The organism is Corynebacterium sp. KPL2838 (genome assembly GCF_040225455.1).
GTDB lineage: Bacteria > Actinomycetota > Actinomycetes > Mycobacteriales > Mycobacteriaceae > Corynebacterium > Corynebacterium rhinophilum.
Map to the genome: position 1 here is coordinate 60,731 of NZ_JBEHFT010000009.1, position 18,362 is coordinate 79,092.

General features: G+C 55.5%; 18 protein-coding genes, 1 tRNA gene and 2 pseudogenes. 14 read left to right on the top strand and 7 right to left on the bottom strand.

Translation table 11 applies throughout. The features are described 5' to 3' along the window. Positions 1–26 precede the first annotated feature (26 nt). Complete coding sequence (locus ABRP98_RS04860; RefSeq protein ID WP_284644548.1) at positions 27–785, top strand: 3'(2'),5'-bisphosphate nucleotidase CysQ; 759 nt, start codon at positions 27–29, stop codon at positions 783–785. On the opposite strand, the gene ABRP98_RS04865 is transcribed toward ABRP98_RS04860, so the two are convergent. Beyond that, positions 782–1,450, bottom strand: a complete 669-nt coding sequence (locus ABRP98_RS04865; RefSeq protein WP_296088279.1) for a TetR/AcrR family transcriptional regulator — start codon at positions 1,448–1,450, stop codon at positions 782–784. The genes ABRP98_RS04860 and ABRP98_RS04865 overlap by 4 nt on opposite strands. Positions 1,451–1,557: 107 nt before the next feature. On the opposite strand from ABRP98_RS04865, the gene ABRP98_RS04870 reads away from it, so the two are divergent. The 11 genes from ABRP98_RS04870 to ABRP98_RS04920 all read left to right on the top strand — a co-directional run bounded on the left by ABRP98_RS04870 (position 1,558) and on the right by ABRP98_RS04920 (position 11,611). Next, positions 1,558–2,451: a Rossmann-fold NAD(P)-binding domain-containing protein gene (locus ABRP98_RS04870; RefSeq protein ID WP_349857805.1), complete on the top strand. Its 894-nt coding sequence runs from the start codon at positions 1,558–1,560 to the stop codon at positions 2,449–2,451. A 48-nt stretch (positions 2,452–2,499) separates the two neighbouring features. Beyond that, positions 2,500–3,327 carry a thymidylate synthase gene (locus ABRP98_RS04875; RefSeq protein ID WP_349857807.1) on the top strand — a complete coding sequence of 276 codons (828 nt, stop codon included), beginning with the start codon at positions 2,500–2,502 and terminating at the stop codon, positions 3,325–3,327. Continuing rightward, positions 3,327–3,857 (top strand): dihydrofolate reductase, encoded by a 531-nt coding sequence (locus ABRP98_RS04880; protein WP_349857809.1) that lies wholly within the window; start codon positions 3,327–3,329, stop codon positions 3,855–3,857. The genes ABRP98_RS04875 and ABRP98_RS04880 overlap by 1 nt, the downstream gene beginning before the upstream one ends. Then, positions 3,857–4,138, top strand: a complete 282-nt coding sequence (locus ABRP98_RS04885; protein ID WP_278722723.1) for a glutaredoxin domain-containing protein — start codon at positions 3,857–3,859, stop codon at positions 4,136–4,138. Before ABRP98_RS04880 ends, ABRP98_RS04885 begins: the two co-directional genes overlap by 1 nt. Before the next feature lie 132 nt (positions 4,139–4,270). After that, positions 4,271–4,343, top strand: a tRNA-Arg gene (locus ABRP98_RS04890). Between the two features lie 115 nt (positions 4,344–4,458). Next, complete coding sequence (locus ABRP98_RS04895) at positions 4,459–5,061, top strand: DJ-1/PfpI family protein (protein WP_349857810.1); 603 nt, start codon at positions 4,459–4,461, stop codon at positions 5,059–5,061. A 205-nt stretch (positions 5,062–5,266) separates the two neighbouring features. Then, positions 5,267–5,902, top strand: a complete 636-nt coding sequence (locus ABRP98_RS04900) for an MptD family putative ECF transporter S component (protein WP_349857812.1) — start codon at positions 5,267–5,269, stop codon at positions 5,900–5,902. Positions 5,903–5,952: 50 nt separating this feature from the next. Further along, the gene (locus ABRP98_RS04905) at positions 5,953–6,624 is read left to right on the top strand and encodes an energy-coupling factor transporter transmembrane component T family protein (protein WP_349857813.1); all 672 of its coding nucleotides are present in this window, start codon (positions 5,953–5,955) and stop codon (positions 6,622–6,624) included. Further along, positions 6,621–8,090 carry an ABC transporter ATP-binding protein gene (locus ABRP98_RS04910; protein WP_349857814.1) on the top strand — a complete coding sequence of 490 codons (1,470 nt, stop codon included), beginning with the start codon at positions 6,621–6,623 and terminating at the stop codon, positions 8,088–8,090. The genes ABRP98_RS04905 and ABRP98_RS04910 overlap by 4 nt, the downstream gene beginning before the upstream one ends. Before the next feature lie 7 nt (positions 8,091–8,097). Beyond that, positions 8,098–9,846, top strand: a complete 1,749-nt coding sequence (locus ABRP98_RS04915; RefSeq protein ID WP_349857815.1) for an ABC transporter ATP-binding protein — start codon at positions 8,098–8,100, stop codon at positions 9,844–9,846. Continuing rightward, positions 9,839–11,611, top strand: coding sequence for an ABC transporter ATP-binding protein (locus ABRP98_RS04920; RefSeq protein WP_349857817.1), 1,773 nt, complete (start codon positions 9,839–9,841; stop codon positions 11,609–11,611). The genes ABRP98_RS04915 and ABRP98_RS04920 overlap by 8 nt, the downstream gene beginning before the upstream one ends. A 145-nt stretch (positions 11,612–11,756) precedes the next feature. Here the strand turns inward: ABRP98_RS04920 and ABRP98_RS04925 are convergent, their stop codons facing one another. The 4 genes and pseudogenes from ABRP98_RS04925 to ABRP98_RS04940 all read right to left on the bottom strand — a co-directional run bounded on the left by ABRP98_RS04925 (position 11,757) and on the right by ABRP98_RS04940 (position 13,540). Next, positions 11,757–12,077: a hypothetical protein gene (locus tag ABRP98_RS04925; protein ID WP_349857824.1), complete on the bottom strand. Its 321-nt coding sequence runs from the start codon at positions 12,075–12,077 to the stop codon at positions 11,757–11,759. A gap of 128 nt (positions 12,078–12,205) precedes the next feature. Then, positions 12,206–12,490 (bottom strand): annotated as a pseudogene (locus ABRP98_RS04930) (MFS transporter); the annotation flags it as partial. A gap of 172 nt (positions 12,491–12,662) precedes the next feature. Further along, a complete protein-coding gene (locus ABRP98_RS04935; RefSeq protein WP_284770583.1) occupies positions 12,663–13,109 on the bottom strand; it encodes a DUF2871 domain-containing protein in 447 nt (148 codons plus the stop codon). 200 nt (positions 13,110–13,309) lie between these two features. Further along, positions 13,310–13,540: a hypothetical protein gene (locus ABRP98_RS04940; protein ID WP_284770582.1), complete on the bottom strand. Its 231-nt coding sequence runs from the start codon at positions 13,538–13,540 to the stop codon at positions 13,310–13,312. 724 nt (positions 13,541–14,264) lie between these two features. Here ABRP98_RS04940 and ABRP98_RS04945 point away from each other — a divergent pair. Together ABRP98_RS04945 and ABRP98_RS04950 are read left to right on the top strand one after the other, a co-directional pair. After that, entirely contained in the window at positions 14,265–14,567 is a 303-nt protein-coding gene (locus tag ABRP98_RS04945) for a malonyl-CoA-ACP transacylase (RefSeq protein WP_284785634.1), read from the top strand. Between the two features lie 654 nt (positions 14,568–15,221). Beyond that, positions 15,222–16,436: pseudogene (locus ABRP98_RS04950) on the top strand (IS3 family transposase). A 157-nt stretch (positions 16,437–16,593) separates the two neighbouring features. Here ABRP98_RS04950 and ABRP98_RS04955 read toward each other — a convergent pair. Continuing rightward, positions 16,594–16,932, bottom strand: a complete 339-nt coding sequence (locus ABRP98_RS04955; protein WP_023025886.1) for a P-II family nitrogen regulator — start codon at positions 16,930–16,932, stop codon at positions 16,594–16,596. A 27-nt stretch (positions 16,933–16,959) separates the two neighbouring features. Continuing rightward, positions 16,960–18,282 (bottom strand): ammonium transporter, encoded by a 1,323-nt coding sequence (locus tag ABRP98_RS04960; protein ID WP_284852306.1) that lies wholly within the window; start codon positions 18,280–18,282, stop codon positions 16,960–16,962. Positions 18,283–18,362 lie beyond the last annotated feature (80 nt).

The window sequence follows — 18,362 nt, forward strand, 5'->3', positions numbered from 1 at the left end:
CTAGTCCCCGTTGTAATGTGGGCACCATGACCGTCGAGATTTCTGATTCCCGCCTGACCAATTCGCTCGCCCAAGGCTGCGGCGAGATTTTAAAGGGCGTGCGCAATGGTGGCCTGCTGCGGGGCCTTTCGCTTGGCGATGCCGGAGATGATGCCGCCCAAGAATGGATCGCCCGCGTATTAGAACAGCACCGGCCCGGCGATGGCGTGCTCTCTGAGGAAGCCTCCGATGACCTTGCCCGGCTAAAAAAGAAGCGCGTCTGGATCGTGGACCCGCTTGACGGCACCAAGGAATTTGCCACCGGCCGCCAGGACTGGGCGGTACACATCGCGCTCATTGAGGACGGCACTCCTGTCCACGCCGCGGTGGGCCTGCCGGATTACGGCGTCACCTTCAAGTCCTCCGATGTGCGCGCCGTCGCCGGTCCGCTGTCCAAGAAGTTCGTCATCTCCCGCAATCGCCCGCCCAAGGTGGCCGGCTATATCGCAGAAAAGATGGGCTATGAAACCGAGGGCGTCGGCTCCGCTGGCGCTAAGGCCATGCACGTGCTGCTGGGTGATTATGACGGTTATATTCATGCCGGTGGCCAATACGAATGGGATCAGGCGGCCCCGGTAGGCGTGGCCATGGCAGCCGGCCTGCACTGCTCCCGCCTCGATGGCAGCCCTATTACCTTCAATAACGAGGACACCTTCATCCCCGATCTGCTCATCTGCCGCCCCGAGCTGAAAGACGAGATTCTAGAGCACGCCGCGGCCTTTGCCGAGGAGAATGGCGGATTTTAGAGCCCCAACTCATCAGCGAGCCGCGCCACCGCTCGGGCATGGAACTCAGCGAACTCGCTCAGCGTATCGCGCCCTAGGTAGCCGAAAACCTCGGCGTTAATCAGCCCGATTATCCTCACCCAAGCCTCCAGCGCCATTTCCATGGCATCCGTACTGAGATCGGAGCCCGTGTCTTTCGCGGCTGCCTCCATATCGGCATCCAGCTGAGGCGATCGCTGCCTCAGCGGCACTACCGTGGACTGCTCAAGCAAGGAGGCGAGGCGACGGCTCACTTTGGTGCCCGCTGCTATCGTCTCTGTGGTTGGCGCTTGATAGCCCACAATCGGGGTGCCATAAATCAGGCCCCACCGTTGCGGAAATTCAAGGGCCCACCGCCTCATCGCACCTACGAGACCAATGAATCGCTCACGCGGTTGCACACTCGGATCATCGTGCCGCGCCACAGCCCCATCTAGGGAGTCAAAAGCATCAACGATGAGGAGGGTTATAAGGCTTGCCCTATCCGGTACGTAGCGGTAAATACCAGAAGGAACGATTCCTAGCTCACGGGCTATGGCCCGTAGGTTTAGCGCCTCTACACCACCACTAGCTAGTTGTTGCCGCCCCAGCTCGATGATGCGGGTCATCGTCTGTTCTCGGGCGCGCTCTCGTGGGGTTTGTGCCATGAGCAAACTATAGCAACTCACAAAAGAGAGCACTGCTCTTGCTTTCAAGGACCCCGCCCTATATTTTTAGAGAGCACCAGTCACTAATATGAATAGGACTCCACATAATGAAATTCCTCATCACTGGCGCCGGACCCGTTGGCCGTGCGGTTGCCCGCGAACTCACCTCCCGGGGCCATGAATGCATCATCATGAGCCGCCATGGCTCAGTGCTCGACCTAGGCCCATACGTACAGCACATCATCGGCAATGCCACCCAAAAAGAGTCCTATCCCGTAGACATCGACGGCATTGTCCACTGCATCCACGCCGCTTATAACGCCGAGGCATGGCGCACGCTCCTAATCCCCGCTGAGGACACAGCCCTCCGCATCGCCGCCGAACGCGCCATCCCCATCGTCTTTCCAGAATCCATCTACGGATTCGATCCGAGCTATGAAACGTTTTCACCCGGTACCCCTTTAACCACATCCAGACAAGGAAAACCAGGCGTGCGCGCTGCGCTCATAAAGACTCGCCTCGCTTCACCTGCCCGCGCCGTATCCGTGGTGGCCGCAGATCTATTTGGCCCGGATTCTGGCCCGGGGTGCGTGTATCACCAACTGATCATCGGCAAGCGCATTCCCCTCGCACTCTTCAACGCGCATACCAAGCATTCGGTTACCTACCTTCCGGACTTTGGCCGCGCGCTAGCCGATGCCCTCCTTGACCCCACCAGCCCACCTATCATTTCCGTACCCTGCGCCCCTGCAATTACCCAAGCGGAGTTCGCATACCTCGCAGGCTGCCGGCACTCGCCCATAACGCTGCGTCCGTGGATGCTCAAGCTTGGCGGGCTCTTTAACTCCGATCTTCATGGACTGTTGGAGATGCGCTATCTGTGGGAGCGCCCCTCCATCTTGAGTGGTGCCGACGCCCAGTGGGAAGCTACCCCGATCGAGCAAGCGATCCGCGAAACCCTTCGAGCAGACAGTCCCGCTACCAGCACCAACAAGAAATAGATTTTCCGACTATCCCAATGGCTTTCTAACGTTCTACACTGGGGCACCATGAGTGATACGTCCACCGCCTCTAGTGCCACTATCAATACCCCATATGAGGATCTCCTCCGCCGCGTCCTCGAAGAAGGCACGGCCAAAGGCGATCGCACCGGCACCGGAACGCGCTCCATTTTCGGCGCGCAGCTGCGCTATAACCTGGCGGAATCCTTCCCGCTGCTGACCACGAAGAAGGTCTACTTTCACGGGGTCATCGGCGAGCTGCTGTGGTTCCTGCGCGGCGATTCCAATGTGAAATTCCTGCAGGATAATAACGTGCGCATTTGGAACGAGTGGGCCGATGAGAATGGCGATTTGGGCCCGGTCTACGGCGTCCAATGGCGCTCCTGGCCCACCCCGGATGGGAGCCACATCGACCAGATCCAGCAGGCACTGGATACCCTGAAGAACAACCCGGACTCGCGCCGCAACCTGGTCTCCGCGTGGAATGTATCTGAGCTCGACCAGATGGCGCTTATGCCCTGCCACCTGCTCTTCCAGCTCTACGTGGCCAATGACACGCTGTCGCTGCAGGTCTACCAGCGCTCGGCGGATATGTTCTTGGGCGTGCCCTTTAATATCGCCTCCTATGCGGCGCTGACCCACATGTTTGCCCAGCAGGCCGGCCTCAAGGTGGGCGATCTCATCTGGACCGGCGGCGATTGCCACATCTACAACAACCACGTGGAGCAAGTCCAAGAGCAGCTTTCCCGCGAGCCGCGCGAATACCCGCAGCTCAAACTCAACAAGGCGAAGGACCTCTTCTCCTATGACTTCGCCGATTTTGAGGTGCAGGGCTACGACCCGCACCCGGCCATCAAGGCGCAGGTGTCGGTCTAATGCTCGGCGCGATCTGGGCGCAGTCCCTGGACGGCATCATCGGCGATGGCGCGCAGATGCCCTGGCATGTGCCGGAAGATCTCAAGCACTTCAAGGACGTCACCATGGGCGCGCCTGTCATCATGGGCCGCAAGACCTGGGAGTCCCTCAACCCCAAGTTCCGCCCCCTACCCGGCCGGGACAATTACGTGCTCTCCTCGCGCGCGCCCGGCACGTGGTCAACTGGTGCTACGGTGGGCAGAACGATGCCCGCGCTTGCCGATGCCTGGGTCATCGGCGGTGGCCAAATCTACACCGCCGCCTTGGACCAGGTGGACCGCATCGAGGTCACTCTCATGGGCGTAAACATCGGCGATATCTATGGCGATGACGCCGTCTTTGCCCCGGATATCCCTGATACGTTCGGCTTGGCCTACAGCACGGACTGGCTCACCTCTGACACGGGACACTTAGAGCTTCCCGAGCAGCCGGCCAGCGAGCTACCCATGAAGTACCGCTTTTTAACTTACGATAGAAAGGACGCAGCCTAATGACTGTACAAGCACCCGAAACCAACGCCGATGTCACCATCTTCTACGCCGACTGGTGCCCATTTTGCGCCAAGCTCATTAAGAACTTGGACCGCACCGAAACCCCATACGAGCTCGTGGACGTAGAGGGCGATAACACCGACGACATCAATGAGTGGATCAAGTCCGTCAACGACGGCAACCGCATCATCCCCACCGTCTTGTACTCCGACGGCACCCACGAGACCAACCCGCCCGCATCCTCCGTGCGCAACAAGCAGGAAGAGCTGGCAGGCGCCTAAACCTCATAGCTAAGGCTGCTCGCCCGACCCGGGCTATTCGCCCACCCCATACAAACGGCCGCGCACGCAGCCTTTTGGGGCGCACTCGCGCCCTACTGCTATGATGATCCGAGTTGCATAAGCAACATCCCCGCCCCAGTAGCTCAGGGGATAGAGCACGGCTCTCCTAAAGCCGGTGTCGGAAGTTCGAATCTTCTCTGGGGCACTAATTTGTACCCCTCTGAACTGCATCTGAGGGGTAAACTTTTCCACGCTTCTGCTTATTGACCCCAAGCACCAAAACTCTAAGGCGTCGAATTTGGTTTTGATACGGTTTAGTCATGAGTCAGACGCGTCCGCAGAACATTGGCATCGTACTTTTTGACGGGTTCGAGTTACTCGATGTTTTTGGCCCCGCAGAAGTACTCGCAAATACACCAGGCCTTGAAGTCAACTATCTGTCAAAACATGACAGCCCGGTAAGCAGCGCTCAAGGCGTACGAATAGTTCCAACAATGCGTTTTGAATCCTTCTCTGGAGATACTCTGCTTGTGCCAGGAGGACGCGGTACACGCTCACTTGTTCAAGATCCAGAGTTCCTCCGCCAGCTAGCTGCCCTTGCAAGCTCGGCAGACATCATCACCTCAGTTTGTACTGGGTCGGCGCTACTCGCCGCCGCGGGCTTATTAGAAAACCACAGCGCTACCACCAATAAAAGCGCGTTCGACTGGGCTAGAACGCACGGCCAGAAAATTGAATGGAAAAAGCAAGCTCGATGGGTCCACGACGGCAATCTCTGGACATCATCCGGTGTGGCGGCAGGAATTGATATGGCGGTGGCCTTCATTACTCACTTCTTCGGTGAAGAAACAGCACTCTCAGTGACCAACCATATTGAGCTCATCGTCAACAGCAATCCCGATAACGATCCGTTTGCTGTCTGATTTCATTCGGTCCAAGCATGCAGAGGCGGTACACCTTAGTTCCCTCATATCAACAAATAGTTATTTTATGATCCCTAAAACCGTTTATCTGCATTCGCCCCCATTAAGGGTAAATCTTCAGATCAAACTAGAAATACCTTATAAACAATATTATATGTTTTAGGTAAGCCTTACTTTCCCTACTGTTTATGAATCGAGGTTTACCATGACCCAACAGTCCTCTACGCCCGCACGGAATACAAGCTCATCCACTGGGTCGACGGCACGTTTAAACACCAGAGATCTCATCAACGCTGGCATCTTTGCTGCACTTTACTTTGTAATCACCTTTGTAACCGGGATGGTCGGATTCGCAGGACCACAATTCATGTTCATTGGCTGGTTCATCGCGGCAATCGCAAATGGAATCGTGCTAGTGCTTTATGCCGCCCGCACGCCCAAAATGGGCGCTTTCACCCTCGTCGGTGGTATTAACGGACTAGCATTCATGCTCACCGGGCACTACTTCTGGACCTTGCTGGGAAGCATAATTCTTGGGTTTATCGCGGATTTGATTATCACAAAAAGCCACCTCGGGATTGCCAAGTCCTTCCCTATTGCCTATGGCGTCTTCTGTGCCTGGGTTTCTTTGCCTTTTATCCCGCTAATCCTGGATACGGACTCATACTACGTCGATATCGCAGACCAAATGGGCCAAGAATACGCCGATGCTATGTCGGATATCTTCCAGCCATGGACCATTGGAGTACTGGCCATTTGTGCGCTCATCGTCGGCTTTATCGGAGGAAAGGTCGGAGTTCGCGTCAGCCGCAAACACTTTGAAAGCGCTGGCCTCCTGTGAGCCTGCGAAAACAAGGCGTGCTTCGTCGACCTTCGATCGATCCACGGACCGTGCTGCTTTCTGTTCTAGTAATCAATGCGGTAGCTCTCAGCCACGGCCACCTACCGACGCTGCTGATTTCTATCGCCTTCAGCTCCATCGCACTAGCTACAGTAAAGCCACACTATGGTCTTATTTGCCTGTGCGCTTTTGCATTATCCTATCTAGGGTATTGGGGCCTTTTACAGCTTCCTGGCTCCACATTTTTCGCTTTTTCGGCGGCAGTTTTTTCGTGGCTAAGCCGTTTTGTCATCAGCATGTCCATCGGCGCATTCGGCTTGCTCACTCTCACACCATCCACGTTGACCTCAGCACTGCGGGACCTGCGTTTACCAGGCTGGGCCACCATTCCACCGGCGGTATTCCTGCGCGTTTTGCCGATCATCGTGGCAGAAGCCAAAGCCATCCGCGATGCCATGATCCTTCGTGGCCTCCAACCCGGAGTAAAAAGCTGGTTCACACAGCCCACACAATCGTCCGCGATGCTGATCATCCCCTTATTAGGCGCCGTCGTCCGCGCTGGTGATGAGCTCGCTGCCTCTGCTCTTGTCCGCGGATTGGGAGGACCCACACGCCCAACCACCACCGCTGATCTTTCCTTCAAGCTTGTCGATGCAACTGCAATAGCTGGGTTGGGCCTCGTTGTTGCCTCTGTCTGGCTTCCCACGGAGGTCCACTTATGAACGAACGCAGTGTCGCAACCAGTGTAAACGCCCATAACGTTTCTTTTACATATCCATTGGGCGCTCGGCCAGGCATTCAAGGTGTATCTGATGTGTCTTTTTCTGTCTCTCCAGGACAGTGCCTACTGATTACCGGTGATTCCGGATCGGGAAAGTCCACGGTACTCAAGTTGATCAACGGACTCATCCCCCATTTCAATCCAGGAGAGCTACTAGGTACCATCACTATTACAAAGGATGGCCAGGACTTTAACCCTGCGCAGGAACCGCTGTCCCGCGCCATCGAGTTCAGCGCCTCAGTATTCCAGAATCCACGGACGCAGTTTTTCACTGAAAGCGTCAATGCAGAATTAGCCTTCGGGCTAGAAAACCTTGGTGTGGATCCCACAGAAATTGAATCTAGGATTCAATCAGCGGTCGAGTTGCTAGGCATTAACGATCTTCGGGGCCGGCGATTCAAAGAATTATCCGGTGGACAGTTACAAACCGTGGCATGCGCATGCGCGCTTGTGTCCCCGGGCAGTCTCGTGCTTCTCGATGAACCCACGTCCAATCTCTCCATGGAAAGCATCGATATTCTTGCACGCGTGCTACACCGCTTGAAGGAATTAGGCACAACGATCATTATCGCTGATCACCGCCTCTTTTACTTAAAAGATATCGCTGACCAAGTTATTTACTTGACTCAGGGAAAAATAGCGCGCAGTTTCCACGCCCAAGAGTTTTATGCCTTAGACGAACCCGAACGCAAACAATTGGGGCTACGCAGCTTACACCACGTTCCACTCCCCGCGAGCGTGCCCGAACCACCCACGCCCGAAAACGCCGATCCCCAGCGGAGCGGACTCGAGTTAAGCGATATCCGTTTTTCTTATGGCACGCATGAGGTGCTCAACATTGACCACGCATTTTTCCCCAGCGGCGAAGTCACCGCCTTGATTGGGCCCAACGGTGTTGGCAAAACCACCCTCGCCAGGATCATTTGTGGTCTTGCTTCTCCCAAACGCGGCGGTAGTCTCCGTTTGAACAGCAAACGAGTAGGAGCAGCAGCTCGGAGGCGCAGCGCGTACATGGTGATGCAGGATGTTGGCCGCCAGCTATTCGCTGCCACCACCGAAGAAGAGGTCACGCTCGGACTGGCAAAGAAGAAGCGGGACCACATCGATGTCAACGAGATTCTCCATCGCCTCGATCTGGAAGAGATGGCCCAACGGCATCCGCAGTCTCTGTCCGGTGGGCAACGGCAACGCTTAGCCATAGCTTCAGCCCACGCCGAGCAAGCAGAGGTCTACATCTTCGATGAACCTACCTCTGGAGTGGGCTGGCGCCAACTGCAATCCATCTCTGCGCTGCTTCGATCTCTTGCAGCAAGCGGCGCAGTGGTCATCGTTATCACCCATGACCACGAATTCATCCAAGAATCAGTCACCAGAATCATCGATATGACTGACATCAACAAGAATTGAGAAAGAAATGTCTGAGGTAAAACAAAGTTCCACAGAATTAAGCGGAACCCACGCACCAGAATCACACGGTGCGTCACCGGAAGAAGAGGCTCGCGCAAAACAAAAAGCCGGCCAGGTCGCTCTAAAAAAGCTACTGGCCCCAGTGCAAACAACCATCTACTTCGCACAGTTTCTCGCGCTTATATCCTCGGTACTCGCCGTAGCACCCTACGTCGCGTTGGTGGCACTGGGAAATGCTCTAATCGACGGCAATACTGATGACGTCGCGTCCATTGTGAAATGGCTCCTTGCAGCATTTTTGGGCCAGCTATTCTTCTATTTCCTTGCCCTTACGATCACCCACTTCGCTGATGCAAAGCTGGTGGGGATCAACCGGCGCCGAATTATTACCGCTATTGCGAAAGCACCGCTGTCTTGGTTTAGCCAAACTAATTCCGGCAAAGTCCGCAAAGCAGTCGAGGACGATACGCTAACTCTGCACACCCTGACAGCCCATGCTCCTGTAGAGCAAGTTGCCGCAATCTTCACGCCTCTTGCGCTTCTAGTTTATGCCTTTATCTTGGATTGGCGCCTTGGCCTACTTTCTATTGCCACTGTGCCCATTTTCCTAGCAATCCAGGCGTATTCAATGAAAGATATGGGCACAAAAACTGCGGAAATGGACGATTATCTTGGAGAGGTTTCTGCCACTGCAGTGGAGTTCTCCGAAGGTATTTCCGTCGTCAAGGCTTTCGGCACCGTTGGCAAAGCCCACGCTCGGTACCGCGAAGCTGCTAAACAATTCGCTGACTTCTATTACGAGTGGGTACGTCCGCTTCTTCGCGTTAGCGCAATTTCAGAATCCGTGGTGGCGGTTCCCGTGCTCATCCTTATCAATGTAGGAGTCGGTTCTCTGCTAATAGCCGGGGACTATGTCACGGTTGCTGAAGTCATCGCCACAACGTTGATTGCACTGGTGATCCCAGGCACGATTCAAACCGTCGGCCGCATGATGTGGTCTTACCAGCTCGCTGGCAATGCGGCGTTGCGCCTCGATGAAGTCATGACAATTTCCCACGTGAATGAAGGCTCAAAGAGCCTCGATGCCAGTAGTCAAGACATGGAGGTGGAATTCCACAAGGTCAGCTTTAGCTACGCCCCAGACACACCAGTCCTCCAAGACTTTTCTGCGCAATTAAACGCAGGCACTGTCACGGCATTGATTGGCCCCTCCGGGTCTGGCAAATCCACAGCAGCAACGATGCTGGCGCGTTTCCAGGATCCAGATTCGGGCACAATCACTATCAACAACGTGGATATCCGTGATCTCACTTTCGACAGTTTGTACCGCACTGTGGCTTTTGTCTTACAAGATCCTCACTTACTGCGCATGAGTATTCGGGAAAACATTCGCCTTGCACGCCCAGAAGCTCGCGATGAAGAGATCTGGCAAGCAGCAGAGGCCGCGCACATAGCTGCTGATATTCGCGCTTTACCAGCTGGGCTCGACACCGTTGTTGGTGAGAACATCTCTTTATCCAGTGGACAACAGCAACGCATTTCTATTGCCCGGGCAATTATTACCAATGCCCCAATCTTGATCCTGGATGAAGCTACTGCGGCAACCGATCCTGACTGCGAAGCAGAAATTCAAGCGGCTCTGGCCACACTCGTAAGAGACAAGACCGTCTTGGTCATAGCCCACAAACCGGAGTCAATCCAAGGCGCAGACCAAATAATCCGCCTCAAGCCTGTGAAGGATAATTCTCATGTCTAATGCCACCACGCCTGCTAGTTCGCGGCTTCGTGATCCGTTACTTACTCGCAGTGTCAAAAAGCTGCAAAGTCCTGTAGGTCATAAGCTCAATAAAAGGCATGCTTGTCTATCGCTTATCGTTGGCGTGCTTGACGGCTTCGCCGTTCTCACGCTCGTGCCACTTACAAAGGCACTCGATGGGGATACGACGATCGCACCATGGATGTGGACGCTTTTGGCAATTGCGCTCGTAGCTTTTGCGCTACGATTTTTCGCAACCATGGCCTCTTACCACACGGCCTTGGATTTCATCCGAACCGCGCACACGACTGTGGGCGATAAATTGGCAACGCTACCGCTCGGCTGGTTCATACCGGCTAATACCGGCGGGCTATCTCGTCTCGTCTCAGATCGTTTTATGGTGGCGGCCGAGACTCTTGCACATACTCAAGGCATGGTGTACCGCGATGGTGCAGCACTTATGACCCTGTTGGTTGGAGCGTGTTTCTGGAATCCGCGGTTGGGATTGGTCTTTCTAATCATCGCACCATTGGCGCTCGTGGTGATGCAGTTGGCTGCATGGATTCGTGAGAAAGCATCGAACCGCGCACTCGGGCCGAGTAAAGAGCTCTCCCAGCGCATCGTAGAATTTGCTAACCGCCAGCCGGCCTTGCGCGCGGCGGGAAAATCACAAGGGTTTGCGCCGCTTGAGCAAGCACTAGAAATCGATCATAAAGCACGGATACGCGAGCTATGGGTATCCACATTAGCTTTGCTACTCAACGGCATAGTAGTGCAGATCTTCATCGTGGCTCTCATTATGGTCTCCGCGGATCTTGCCGTTGAAGGCGCCCTATCGCCACTAGAAACAATTGCGATCATCGGAATCAGCTTGAGGTTTACCCGCACGCTTGAGCAGCTGGGCTCTTGTTTCGTCGGTTTAGACGCAGGCCGTATCGCGCTCGCAGAAACCGAGCTCATCACCAATGCCCCTTCCCTGCCAGAACCCACTACTCCGCGTACAGGAGACGGTTCGGGCAGTGTTGAGCTGCGCAATGTCACGTTTGGGTACGGAGATAAGCCGGTATTGGTCGATGTCGCCTTCCACGCCCAACCGGGCACCGTTACCGCCATTGTCGGTCCTTCCGGCTCCGGAAAGACCACAATTGCGCGCCTTATTTCACGATTCTGGGATGTAGATTCCGGGGCGGTGATGGTTGACGGCGTAGATATCCGCGAGCTTGGAACCGAACAGCTAATGTCCAAACTATCCATGGTCTTTCAGGACGTCTATCTCTTCGATGATTCGCTGATTGCTAATATCCGCGTTGGTCGTCCCGATGCCTCCGATGAGGAAGTCTTCCGCGCAGCTGATCTTTCAGGCGTGACTGCTATTGCCAACCGCCTAGGGTGGCACACTCCTGTTGGTGAAGGCGGGCGGCTTCTGTCCGGCGGCGAGCGCCAGCGCGTATCTGTTGCTCGCGCGCTGCTCAAACAAGCGCCGATTGTCCTCTTTGATGAGGCTACCTCCGCGCTCGATGCAGAAAATGAGGCAAATATCCTTGCCGCAATGGACGAGCTACGGGAGAAGTCTACTTTTATCGTCATCGCCCATAAGCTGGATACAATTAAATCGGCTGATCAAATCGTAGTCTTGGATGAACACGGGCACGTCAGCCAGCTGGGCACGCATTCTGAGCTTTCCGATGTCCCCGGAATCTACCGTCACTTCTGGCAGCAACGCAAAGCAGCACGCGGGTGGAAAATCAGTTCGGGACGCGATTAACGCGGGCACCGAGATCGGCATTGCTTGCGGGGGCACCCTTCTCCCCCGCAGCAAGGCACACCCTAAGTGCACCAACAAAGCCCAGAGCGAGAGAATGCGTTAGCGGCCACGAGCAACCACTGCGCGGCGTTGGTCATGCCCTCGCTTAAGGCCTGCACCACTGCCCCAGGCGCACGGTGCTTTGCGTTGCGGAGGCGAACCCCAGGCCCAAGCCGTACAGGGTCAGCGGTGCGGCGATGATCCAACCATTCGTATCCGGCCCCATAAGCGGGACGAGGATAAGAACGCCGACGGTTTCCAAGCCGAGCCCGATGAGCACGGTGCCAGGCGCCCCCGTACCGTGCCGCGACGTGGGGGCTGCTGCACCGGAGAGAATGCACCGATTGCCATGGCTGACAGCGCGAAGCCCACGGCCGAAACCGCGAGCGCCACCGGCACCGGTGAGATGGGCGCGTTTTCTGACCACGTCCAGCCAAAGAAACTGAACGAGGATTGGGGTTCCCACCAGCCTAGGTCGGGCCTCGATAATCGCGAATACCAGGACACCCATTCCGTCAGTGCACCACCGGCGAGCAGTCCGAGCGCTGCAGCCCCAGAAATCACCGCGCCCCACACACCAAAGGCTGCGGCGCGGTACTTGCCACGGAATACGGCATTAACCGTAGAGAGCGTGGACGGCATGATGAATGCGGCGCCGATAGCTTGCACGGCTCGCGCGGAGGTCAAAGGCGGCGGTGGTAGAAAACCCGCCAATACGCTGCCTTCCACAAATATTGTCAGGCCGGTGAGGAAGGCGCGCTTGCGTCCCCAGGTACCCGCAATCTTGCCCGTCGCAGCAGCAGCGCAGCTAATAGCACCGCATAGAGGCTGTTGACCCACTGCGCCTGCGTCGGGTTAAGCTGCTGGTCAGTGATGACCGAGGGCAATGCCACGCCGACGATAGTGCCATCTAGAACAATGATGCCCAACCCGACGGAAAGAACCGCCAAGCTTATCCAATCGCGGCGAGTAGGCGCCGTGACGTTTTATTGTGCGCTGTGCTCGCTCATAGTTAGGCGTTCACCGAAGCTTTGGTGCTACCCTCATCTGGTTCCTTGATGGCCCGGCCCAAATTCACGAGAAAGACCGTCAGCCCCACAGTGATGAAGATGTGGCCCAGACCAGCGATGCCCGAAATCATCTCATTGGATTCCTTGCCCAGCACCGTCAGTATGCCGTGCGAAATTTGCATGCCGACGGTGAGCACAACGCCCACGTTGTACAGCCAGAAAAATGAGTTGAATAGCTGGCGGTGCCGCGACAGCGCGAAGACCTTTTCCAGCGCCAAGAAGATGAGGAATAGCATGAAGCCCAATGCCAGCAAGTGGGTGTGGGCCACGCTTAGCTGCGTATATTCGCCTTCCGGGAAATCTTGTAGCTTCGTAAACTCCCGATAAAACAAGCCGGCGACCAAGCCCAAGACGAGGTAGAAAATCGCTGCCCTGTACAAAGCCTTCATGTCATTACTCCTTCCCAGTCATCACCATGACTGGATAGCCGAGGGGATCAAGTTCTCTAAATACATATCTTGCCCCGACTTCTCTGGCTTTGAATCGCAGAGGCGGTTGAACCTTCAATCAACCAGTAGGTTGATTGAAGGCGCTTAACGTCGTGTCCTCTGCATTCCCGCAAGGAATATGGCCCCCAAAACTAGCGCTTCTAGCGCTCGGCGTTTAAATTTTTCTTTTCAAATACAGGACCGGAACGGGCCAGCGCAAGGATCACTAGTACGGTTCCGATGCCCACTAAAAGCAATGGAACCACAGCATTACCGGACTGCTGCCCAGCATCGGCAGCATCAATTCCGGTGCTAATTAAAATAGGCGCTGCGATGACCAAAACCACGCCGACGAATCCGGTAGCCAACGACAACTGCAATTTCTGATTCAACGCTCATCCTCATTCTTTCGACGCCGCCCGGAAGCATAATCCGCCAAGGATAGAACGACTCCTATGAGCAAAATTGCGACCACTAGAATCAGTGCCCAGTGATGGTCATTAAACAGAACCCCGAGCACGATGGCGATCAAAGCAGAGACGCAGAATGGCCGGAAATGCTTCCACAAGCTTCTCATAGTTCTCAAGCTACCATCGCCGCCATTCAAAATGCATGTGCAGGCTCAGGCTAAGGGGCTGGTATCTCCTCTCAAAAGTTCGCTATTCGCTTCACCCAAGGCATTACTTATATCTCCTTGAATGGACCTGACCCCCATTTGGTGGACACCTGATATCCAACGGGCCTGACCCCTGTTTGGCGGACACCCGATATCCAGCCCAACCGGGTTGGAAAAATAGTAATCTACCGCCCTGTCCGGGTATTCCGAACAGGGGTCCAGTCCTACATCCACCCACTGGAGTACTTCCCAAAGGAAGAGCCGTTTCAGGAGCCTGAAAACAAAGACTAGTTTTGGTATAATAACCAATTTGGGCTCTTGTGCTGGAAGGAACCAGGAAAACTGGTCCTTGGTCAGCACAGTTTTTGAGCTAATCCGAAGTTAAGTTACGGTTGTAACTGTTAATTTTGCAGGTGAGCGAGTGTTCTATACCACACTCACCCATACCATACGCCCAACAGAAAGGTATTCAGATTATTACCACTATTCTTGCTGGACTATTGGCTGCAAGCACTGGCTTAATCGGCCACAGCACTCCAATCGAAAAAGCTTCCCCTATAGCCCAGCATCAAGACCATGCGGCGGCGGCCACCCCCGACCGCGATACCTCCGACGTGCAAGCGCTAATCGATGATGCCGAAGAACAAGCTGGCTACAAATTCATGACTATCCGCTATGATGGAAAATTCGCGCATATCGCTTTAGATCCCGAAAAATACAACCCCGACAGCGATAACGCGACATTTAAAGCAGCGACCCGGCTGCTCACCAAGAAGGGTTATAAGGTCACTGCAGTTCTCTAAACTGTTCACCTCCACTGCCCTGGCCCCCAGTTTGCTCGCCAAACGGGCCGTTACGACCCTGTTCACGCAGCTGCGCGATGGTCGAACCTAAAGATTGACGGGTTGCTTTGACAATGCCGTTGGGGGTTAAGTAGCAAAAAGGGGATGAGGACATTTTTAGGAGTATTCACAGTAGCAGCTTGCGTCAGCGTTGATTGATGCTTAATCCGCCGTTGATGCCAGGACCGGTGATTACGGCGTCCTTAAGCGCGTAAGGCAGCGTGAGAACTAGCGCAACCGACAACACCAAACCAGACACCGCTGTATCCTGCGAGGAACTAACCTGGCGCACGATGCTCTACATTACGGAGGCTTGCCCGGAGTCATCGACGGGAATAACCCCAAAGCACCGTGCCGATCAGCTGCACCGAGGCAAAACCAAGGCCTGGAACGCCAAGGAACAGCGGTGCGCCAAGGGGCCAACGGGACCTACCCCGGGTAGTGGAACTGTTGGGGTTAGGCCCATCCTCTCGTACCGCCACACGATCCGCACAGATCGGGTGTCCACTAAACGAGGGTAACCTCACACAAGGCCTGGCCCCGGAAAGTTGACACTGAGGTTACCCTCGTTTAGTGGACACCCTATTAGTACGGATCTTGTGTCCGTAGGAGAGGATGTTCATTGTGAGTTCGTCAAGGAAGAAGTACACCCCGGAGTACCGGCAGGAGGCCGCCAGACTGGTCATCGAGTCTGGGCGCCCAATCGCTCATGTGGCTAAGGAAATTAGCGTATCAGCCACAATTTTAGGCAGGTGGGTCAAACTCGAGCGGGAACGCCAAGGCTCGGTAGATGGCCGCAGTGATGCCGATATACGAGCCGAAAATGCACGTTTACGTCGTGAGCTAGCTGAGGCCAAGATGGATAATGAGTTCTTGTCAAAAGCCACCGCCTTCTTCGCTGCGAAGCAACGCGATCGGAAAAATTTGAGCTAATGCAGCCAGAGCAAGGCGAACTACAGCATAAAAAGAATGAGCAGGTTATTAGAGGTTTCCCGTTCTGGCTACTATAAATGGCAAAAGGCTCAAGCAGTACGGCTTCGCGGCGAAAATCAGCGTCAGAGATTCTTAGACCGATTGGATGTTCTCATCCATGAGATCTGGGAGGAGTCCGACGAAGTCTATGGTGCTCCTCGTATTACTGCAGAACTGGCGGAGAAGGGCATCATGGTCAATCGTAAAACCGTGGCCAAACGCATGCGGGTGATGGGTATTGAGGGCATCTCGCCCAGGGCGTTTGTTCCCGTAACGACGATTCAATCCAAGCGGAGGTCCACGCTTCCAGACCTGGTGAAACGCCTATTTGATCAAGGGCAGCTTAATCGAGTGTGGATGTCGGATATTACCTATCTACGCACGAGTGAGGGCTGGCTGTACCTATGCGTTATCCGCGATGGACACTCCCGCCGAGTCCTCGGCTGGTCCATGGATAGTGTGCAGGATTCTTACCTGGTTGAACGTGCACTGCGCATGGCTTACACCCTGCGTGGTGACGTACCCGACGGCGTGGTCTTCCACGCAGATCGTGGCACTCAGTTCACGAGTGAACAATTGTGGAATGTTTGCCAGCAACTAGGTATTGCTCAATCGGTCGGCCGTACTGGTGTCTGCTTTGACAATGCGATGGCCGAGTCGTTCTGGTCGACATTGAAGACCGAATTCTATGACCGGAGGAAATGGCGAACCCGCAACGAAGCCGGGAAGGCGGTGGCCCGCTGGATTGAGATTGTCTACAACCGGCGCCGTCGCCACTCAGCCATCGGGATGGTAAGCCCCGTCGATTTCGAAGCCCAGCTCGCTGATCAAAATGGTAATAAGAAAGCCGCTGCTTAACCCCTAAGCAGCTTAACTACGTGTCCACGATTTGCGGGCAACCCCAACACATCGGGGTCGGGCTCTCGGATTTTTCCTCACGTTGAACTTAAAATAAACTGGTTTGCCACGACTCTTCTACTTCTATAAGCAAGCAGATCCACCGCGCATTTGAGGTCTAAATAGCCTTCTCCCCACGCTCACCGGTGCGGACGCGGATGACGTCTTCGACGGGCGCTATCCAAATCTTGCCGTCGCCGATTTCGCCGGTGCAGGCGGCGTCCACGATGGCATCGACAATCGCTTCGGCGTCATCGTCTGCCACGATGAGCTCGATTTTGGCTTTGGGGACAAAGGAGGTGGCGAATTGGGCGCCGCGGTAGATTTCCTTGTTACCGCGTTGCTGGCCAAAGCCTTCGATTTCGGTCACCGTCATGCCCGGCGAGCCGAGTTTTTGTAGTGCTTGCTGGATATCATCAAGCGTAAAGGGCTTGACCACGGCTGTTACGAGTTTCATTATTGCTCCTAGGTATCGCTGGGCGTTTTAGTTGCGGCTGGTGGTACCGCGCATGGCACGGCCGCCAATGTCGTAGCCGGTCTCACGGTGACCACCAAAGTCAATGCCGTCGGTTTCGATCTGGTCGGTCACGCGCCAGCCGATGGTCGCCTTCAAAATCACCGCAATGATGGCGGTAATGACTGCGGCGAAGACCACGGCGATAGCGGCGATGAGAATCTGTACGATGAGCAGCTTCCAACCTTCGGCGCCGCCGCCGGTGAAGATGCCGCGGTCATTGGCAAAGAAGGCAACTGCCACGGTGCCCCACAGGCCGGCGACCAGGTGCACGCCCACGACGTCGAGGGAGTCATCGAAGCCGAAGCGGAACTTCAGGCCCACGCCCAAACAACCCAGCATGCCGCCGAGGGCACCCATGATGAGCGAGGTCACTGGGTTCAGATCGCCCGCGGCCGGGGTAATGGTGACAAGTCCTGCGACCACACCGGAGGCTGCGCCTAAGGAAGTACAGTAGTTATCGCGCAGCTTTTCCACGAGCAACCAGCCCAGGATTGCGGCGGCCGTTGCGGCGGTGGTGTTGACCCAGGCCAGGCCGGCGAGTCCATCGGCAGCGAAGGCGGAACCGCCGTTGAAGCCGAACCAACCAAACCACAGCAGGCCGGCGCCGAGCATGACCATGGGCAGGTTGTGGGGGCGCTGCACGCTCTTCGGGAAGCCCTGGCGCTTGCCCACGACAATCGCTAGGACGAGTGCGGCCGTACCGGCAGAAATGTGGACGACGGTACCACCGGCAAAGTCAATGGGTGCGACGAGCGCTTCCCCGCCTTCGCTGCCGAAGATCCAGCTAGTGACGCTGCTTTCACCCTCGCCGAGAATGCCTCCGCCCCAGACCATGTGGGCCAGCGGGAAGTAGACAAAGGTTGCCCATAGGCCACTGAAAAGCATCCAGGTACCGAACTTCACACGGCCGGCGAGTGCACCGGAGATAATCGCGGTGGAAATAACGGCGAAGGTGAGCTGGAAGCCGATATCGATGATATTGGCGTAGCCTTCCGCACCTTCGAGGTATTCACCATTGGCATCAAAGATGGAGTCCTTGAGCCCGAAGAACTCGAAGGGGTTGGCAACGATGCCGCCCCAGGACTCCGTGCCGTAGCTCATTGACCAGCCCCAGAGGATGTAAATGATGCTGACTACCGCTAGTGAGCCGAATGACATCAACATCATGTTGAGCACGCCGCGGCGCTCTGTCATGCCTCCGTAAAAAAGTGCCAGGGCTGGGGTCATGAGCAGCACGAGAGCCGCGCTCATGAGCATCCAGCTCGCATTGCCTGCGATCACCGAATCCATTGTTTCTCCTTGTAGGGTTCCTTCATTGCGTTTTATAACGGTAGTACTACAGGTATATAAATATCTATCGGACTATAGGT

Bases quoted from the DNA above. Each gene is read 5' to 3' on its own strand.
- ABRP98_RS04910 (WP_349857814.1), top strand. From the start codon at position 6,621: ATGAACGAACGCAGTGTCGCAACCAGTGTAAACGCCCATAACGTTTCT.
- ABRP98_RS04880 (WP_349857809.1), top strand. From the start codon at position 3,327: ATGCTCGGCGCGATCTGGGCGCAGTCCCTGGACGGCATCATCGGCGAT.
- ABRP98_RS04885 (WP_278722723.1), top strand. From the start codon at position 3,857: ATGACTGTACAAGCACCCGAAACCAACGCCGATGTCACCATCTTCTAC.
- ABRP98_RS04920 (WP_349857817.1), top strand. From the start codon at position 9,839: ATGTCTAATGCCACCACGCCTGCTAGTTCGCGGCTTCGTGATCCGTTA.
- ABRP98_RS04895 (WP_349857810.1), top strand. From the start codon at position 4,459: ATGAGTCAGACGCGTCCGCAGAACATTGGCATCGTACTTTTTGACGGG.
- ABRP98_RS04900 (WP_349857812.1), top strand. From the start codon at position 5,267: ATGACCCAACAGTCCTCTACGCCCGCACGGAATACAAGCTCATCCACT.
- ABRP98_RS04865 (WP_296088279.1), bottom strand. From the start codon at position 1,450: ATGGCACAAACCCCACGAGAGCGCGCCCGAGAACAGACGATGACCCGC.
- ABRP98_RS04955 (WP_023025886.1), bottom strand. From the start codon at position 16,932: ATGAAACTCGTAACAGCCGTGGTCAAGCCCTTTACGCTTGATGATATC.
- ABRP98_RS04870 (WP_349857805.1), top strand. From the start codon at position 1,558: ATGAAATTCCTCATCACTGGCGCCGGACCCGTTGGCCGTGCGGTTGCC.
- ABRP98_RS04860 (WP_284644548.1), top strand. From the start codon at position 27: ATGACCGTCGAGATTTCTGATTCCCGCCTGACCAATTCGCTCGCCCAA.
- ABRP98_RS04935 (WP_284770583.1), bottom strand. From the start codon at position 13,109: ATGAAGGCTTTGTACAGGGCAGCGATTTTCTACCTCGTCTTGGGCTTG.
- ABRP98_RS04875 (WP_349857807.1), top strand. From the start codon at position 2,500: ATGAGTGATACGTCCACCGCCTCTAGTGCCACTATCAATACCCCATAT.
- ABRP98_RS04960 (WP_284852306.1), bottom strand. From the start codon at position 18,282: ATGGATTCGGTGATCGCAGGCAATGCGAGCTGGATGCTCATGAGCGCG.
- ABRP98_RS04915 (WP_349857815.1), top strand. From the start codon at position 8,098: ATGTCTGAGGTAAAACAAAGTTCCACAGAATTAAGCGGAACCCACGCA.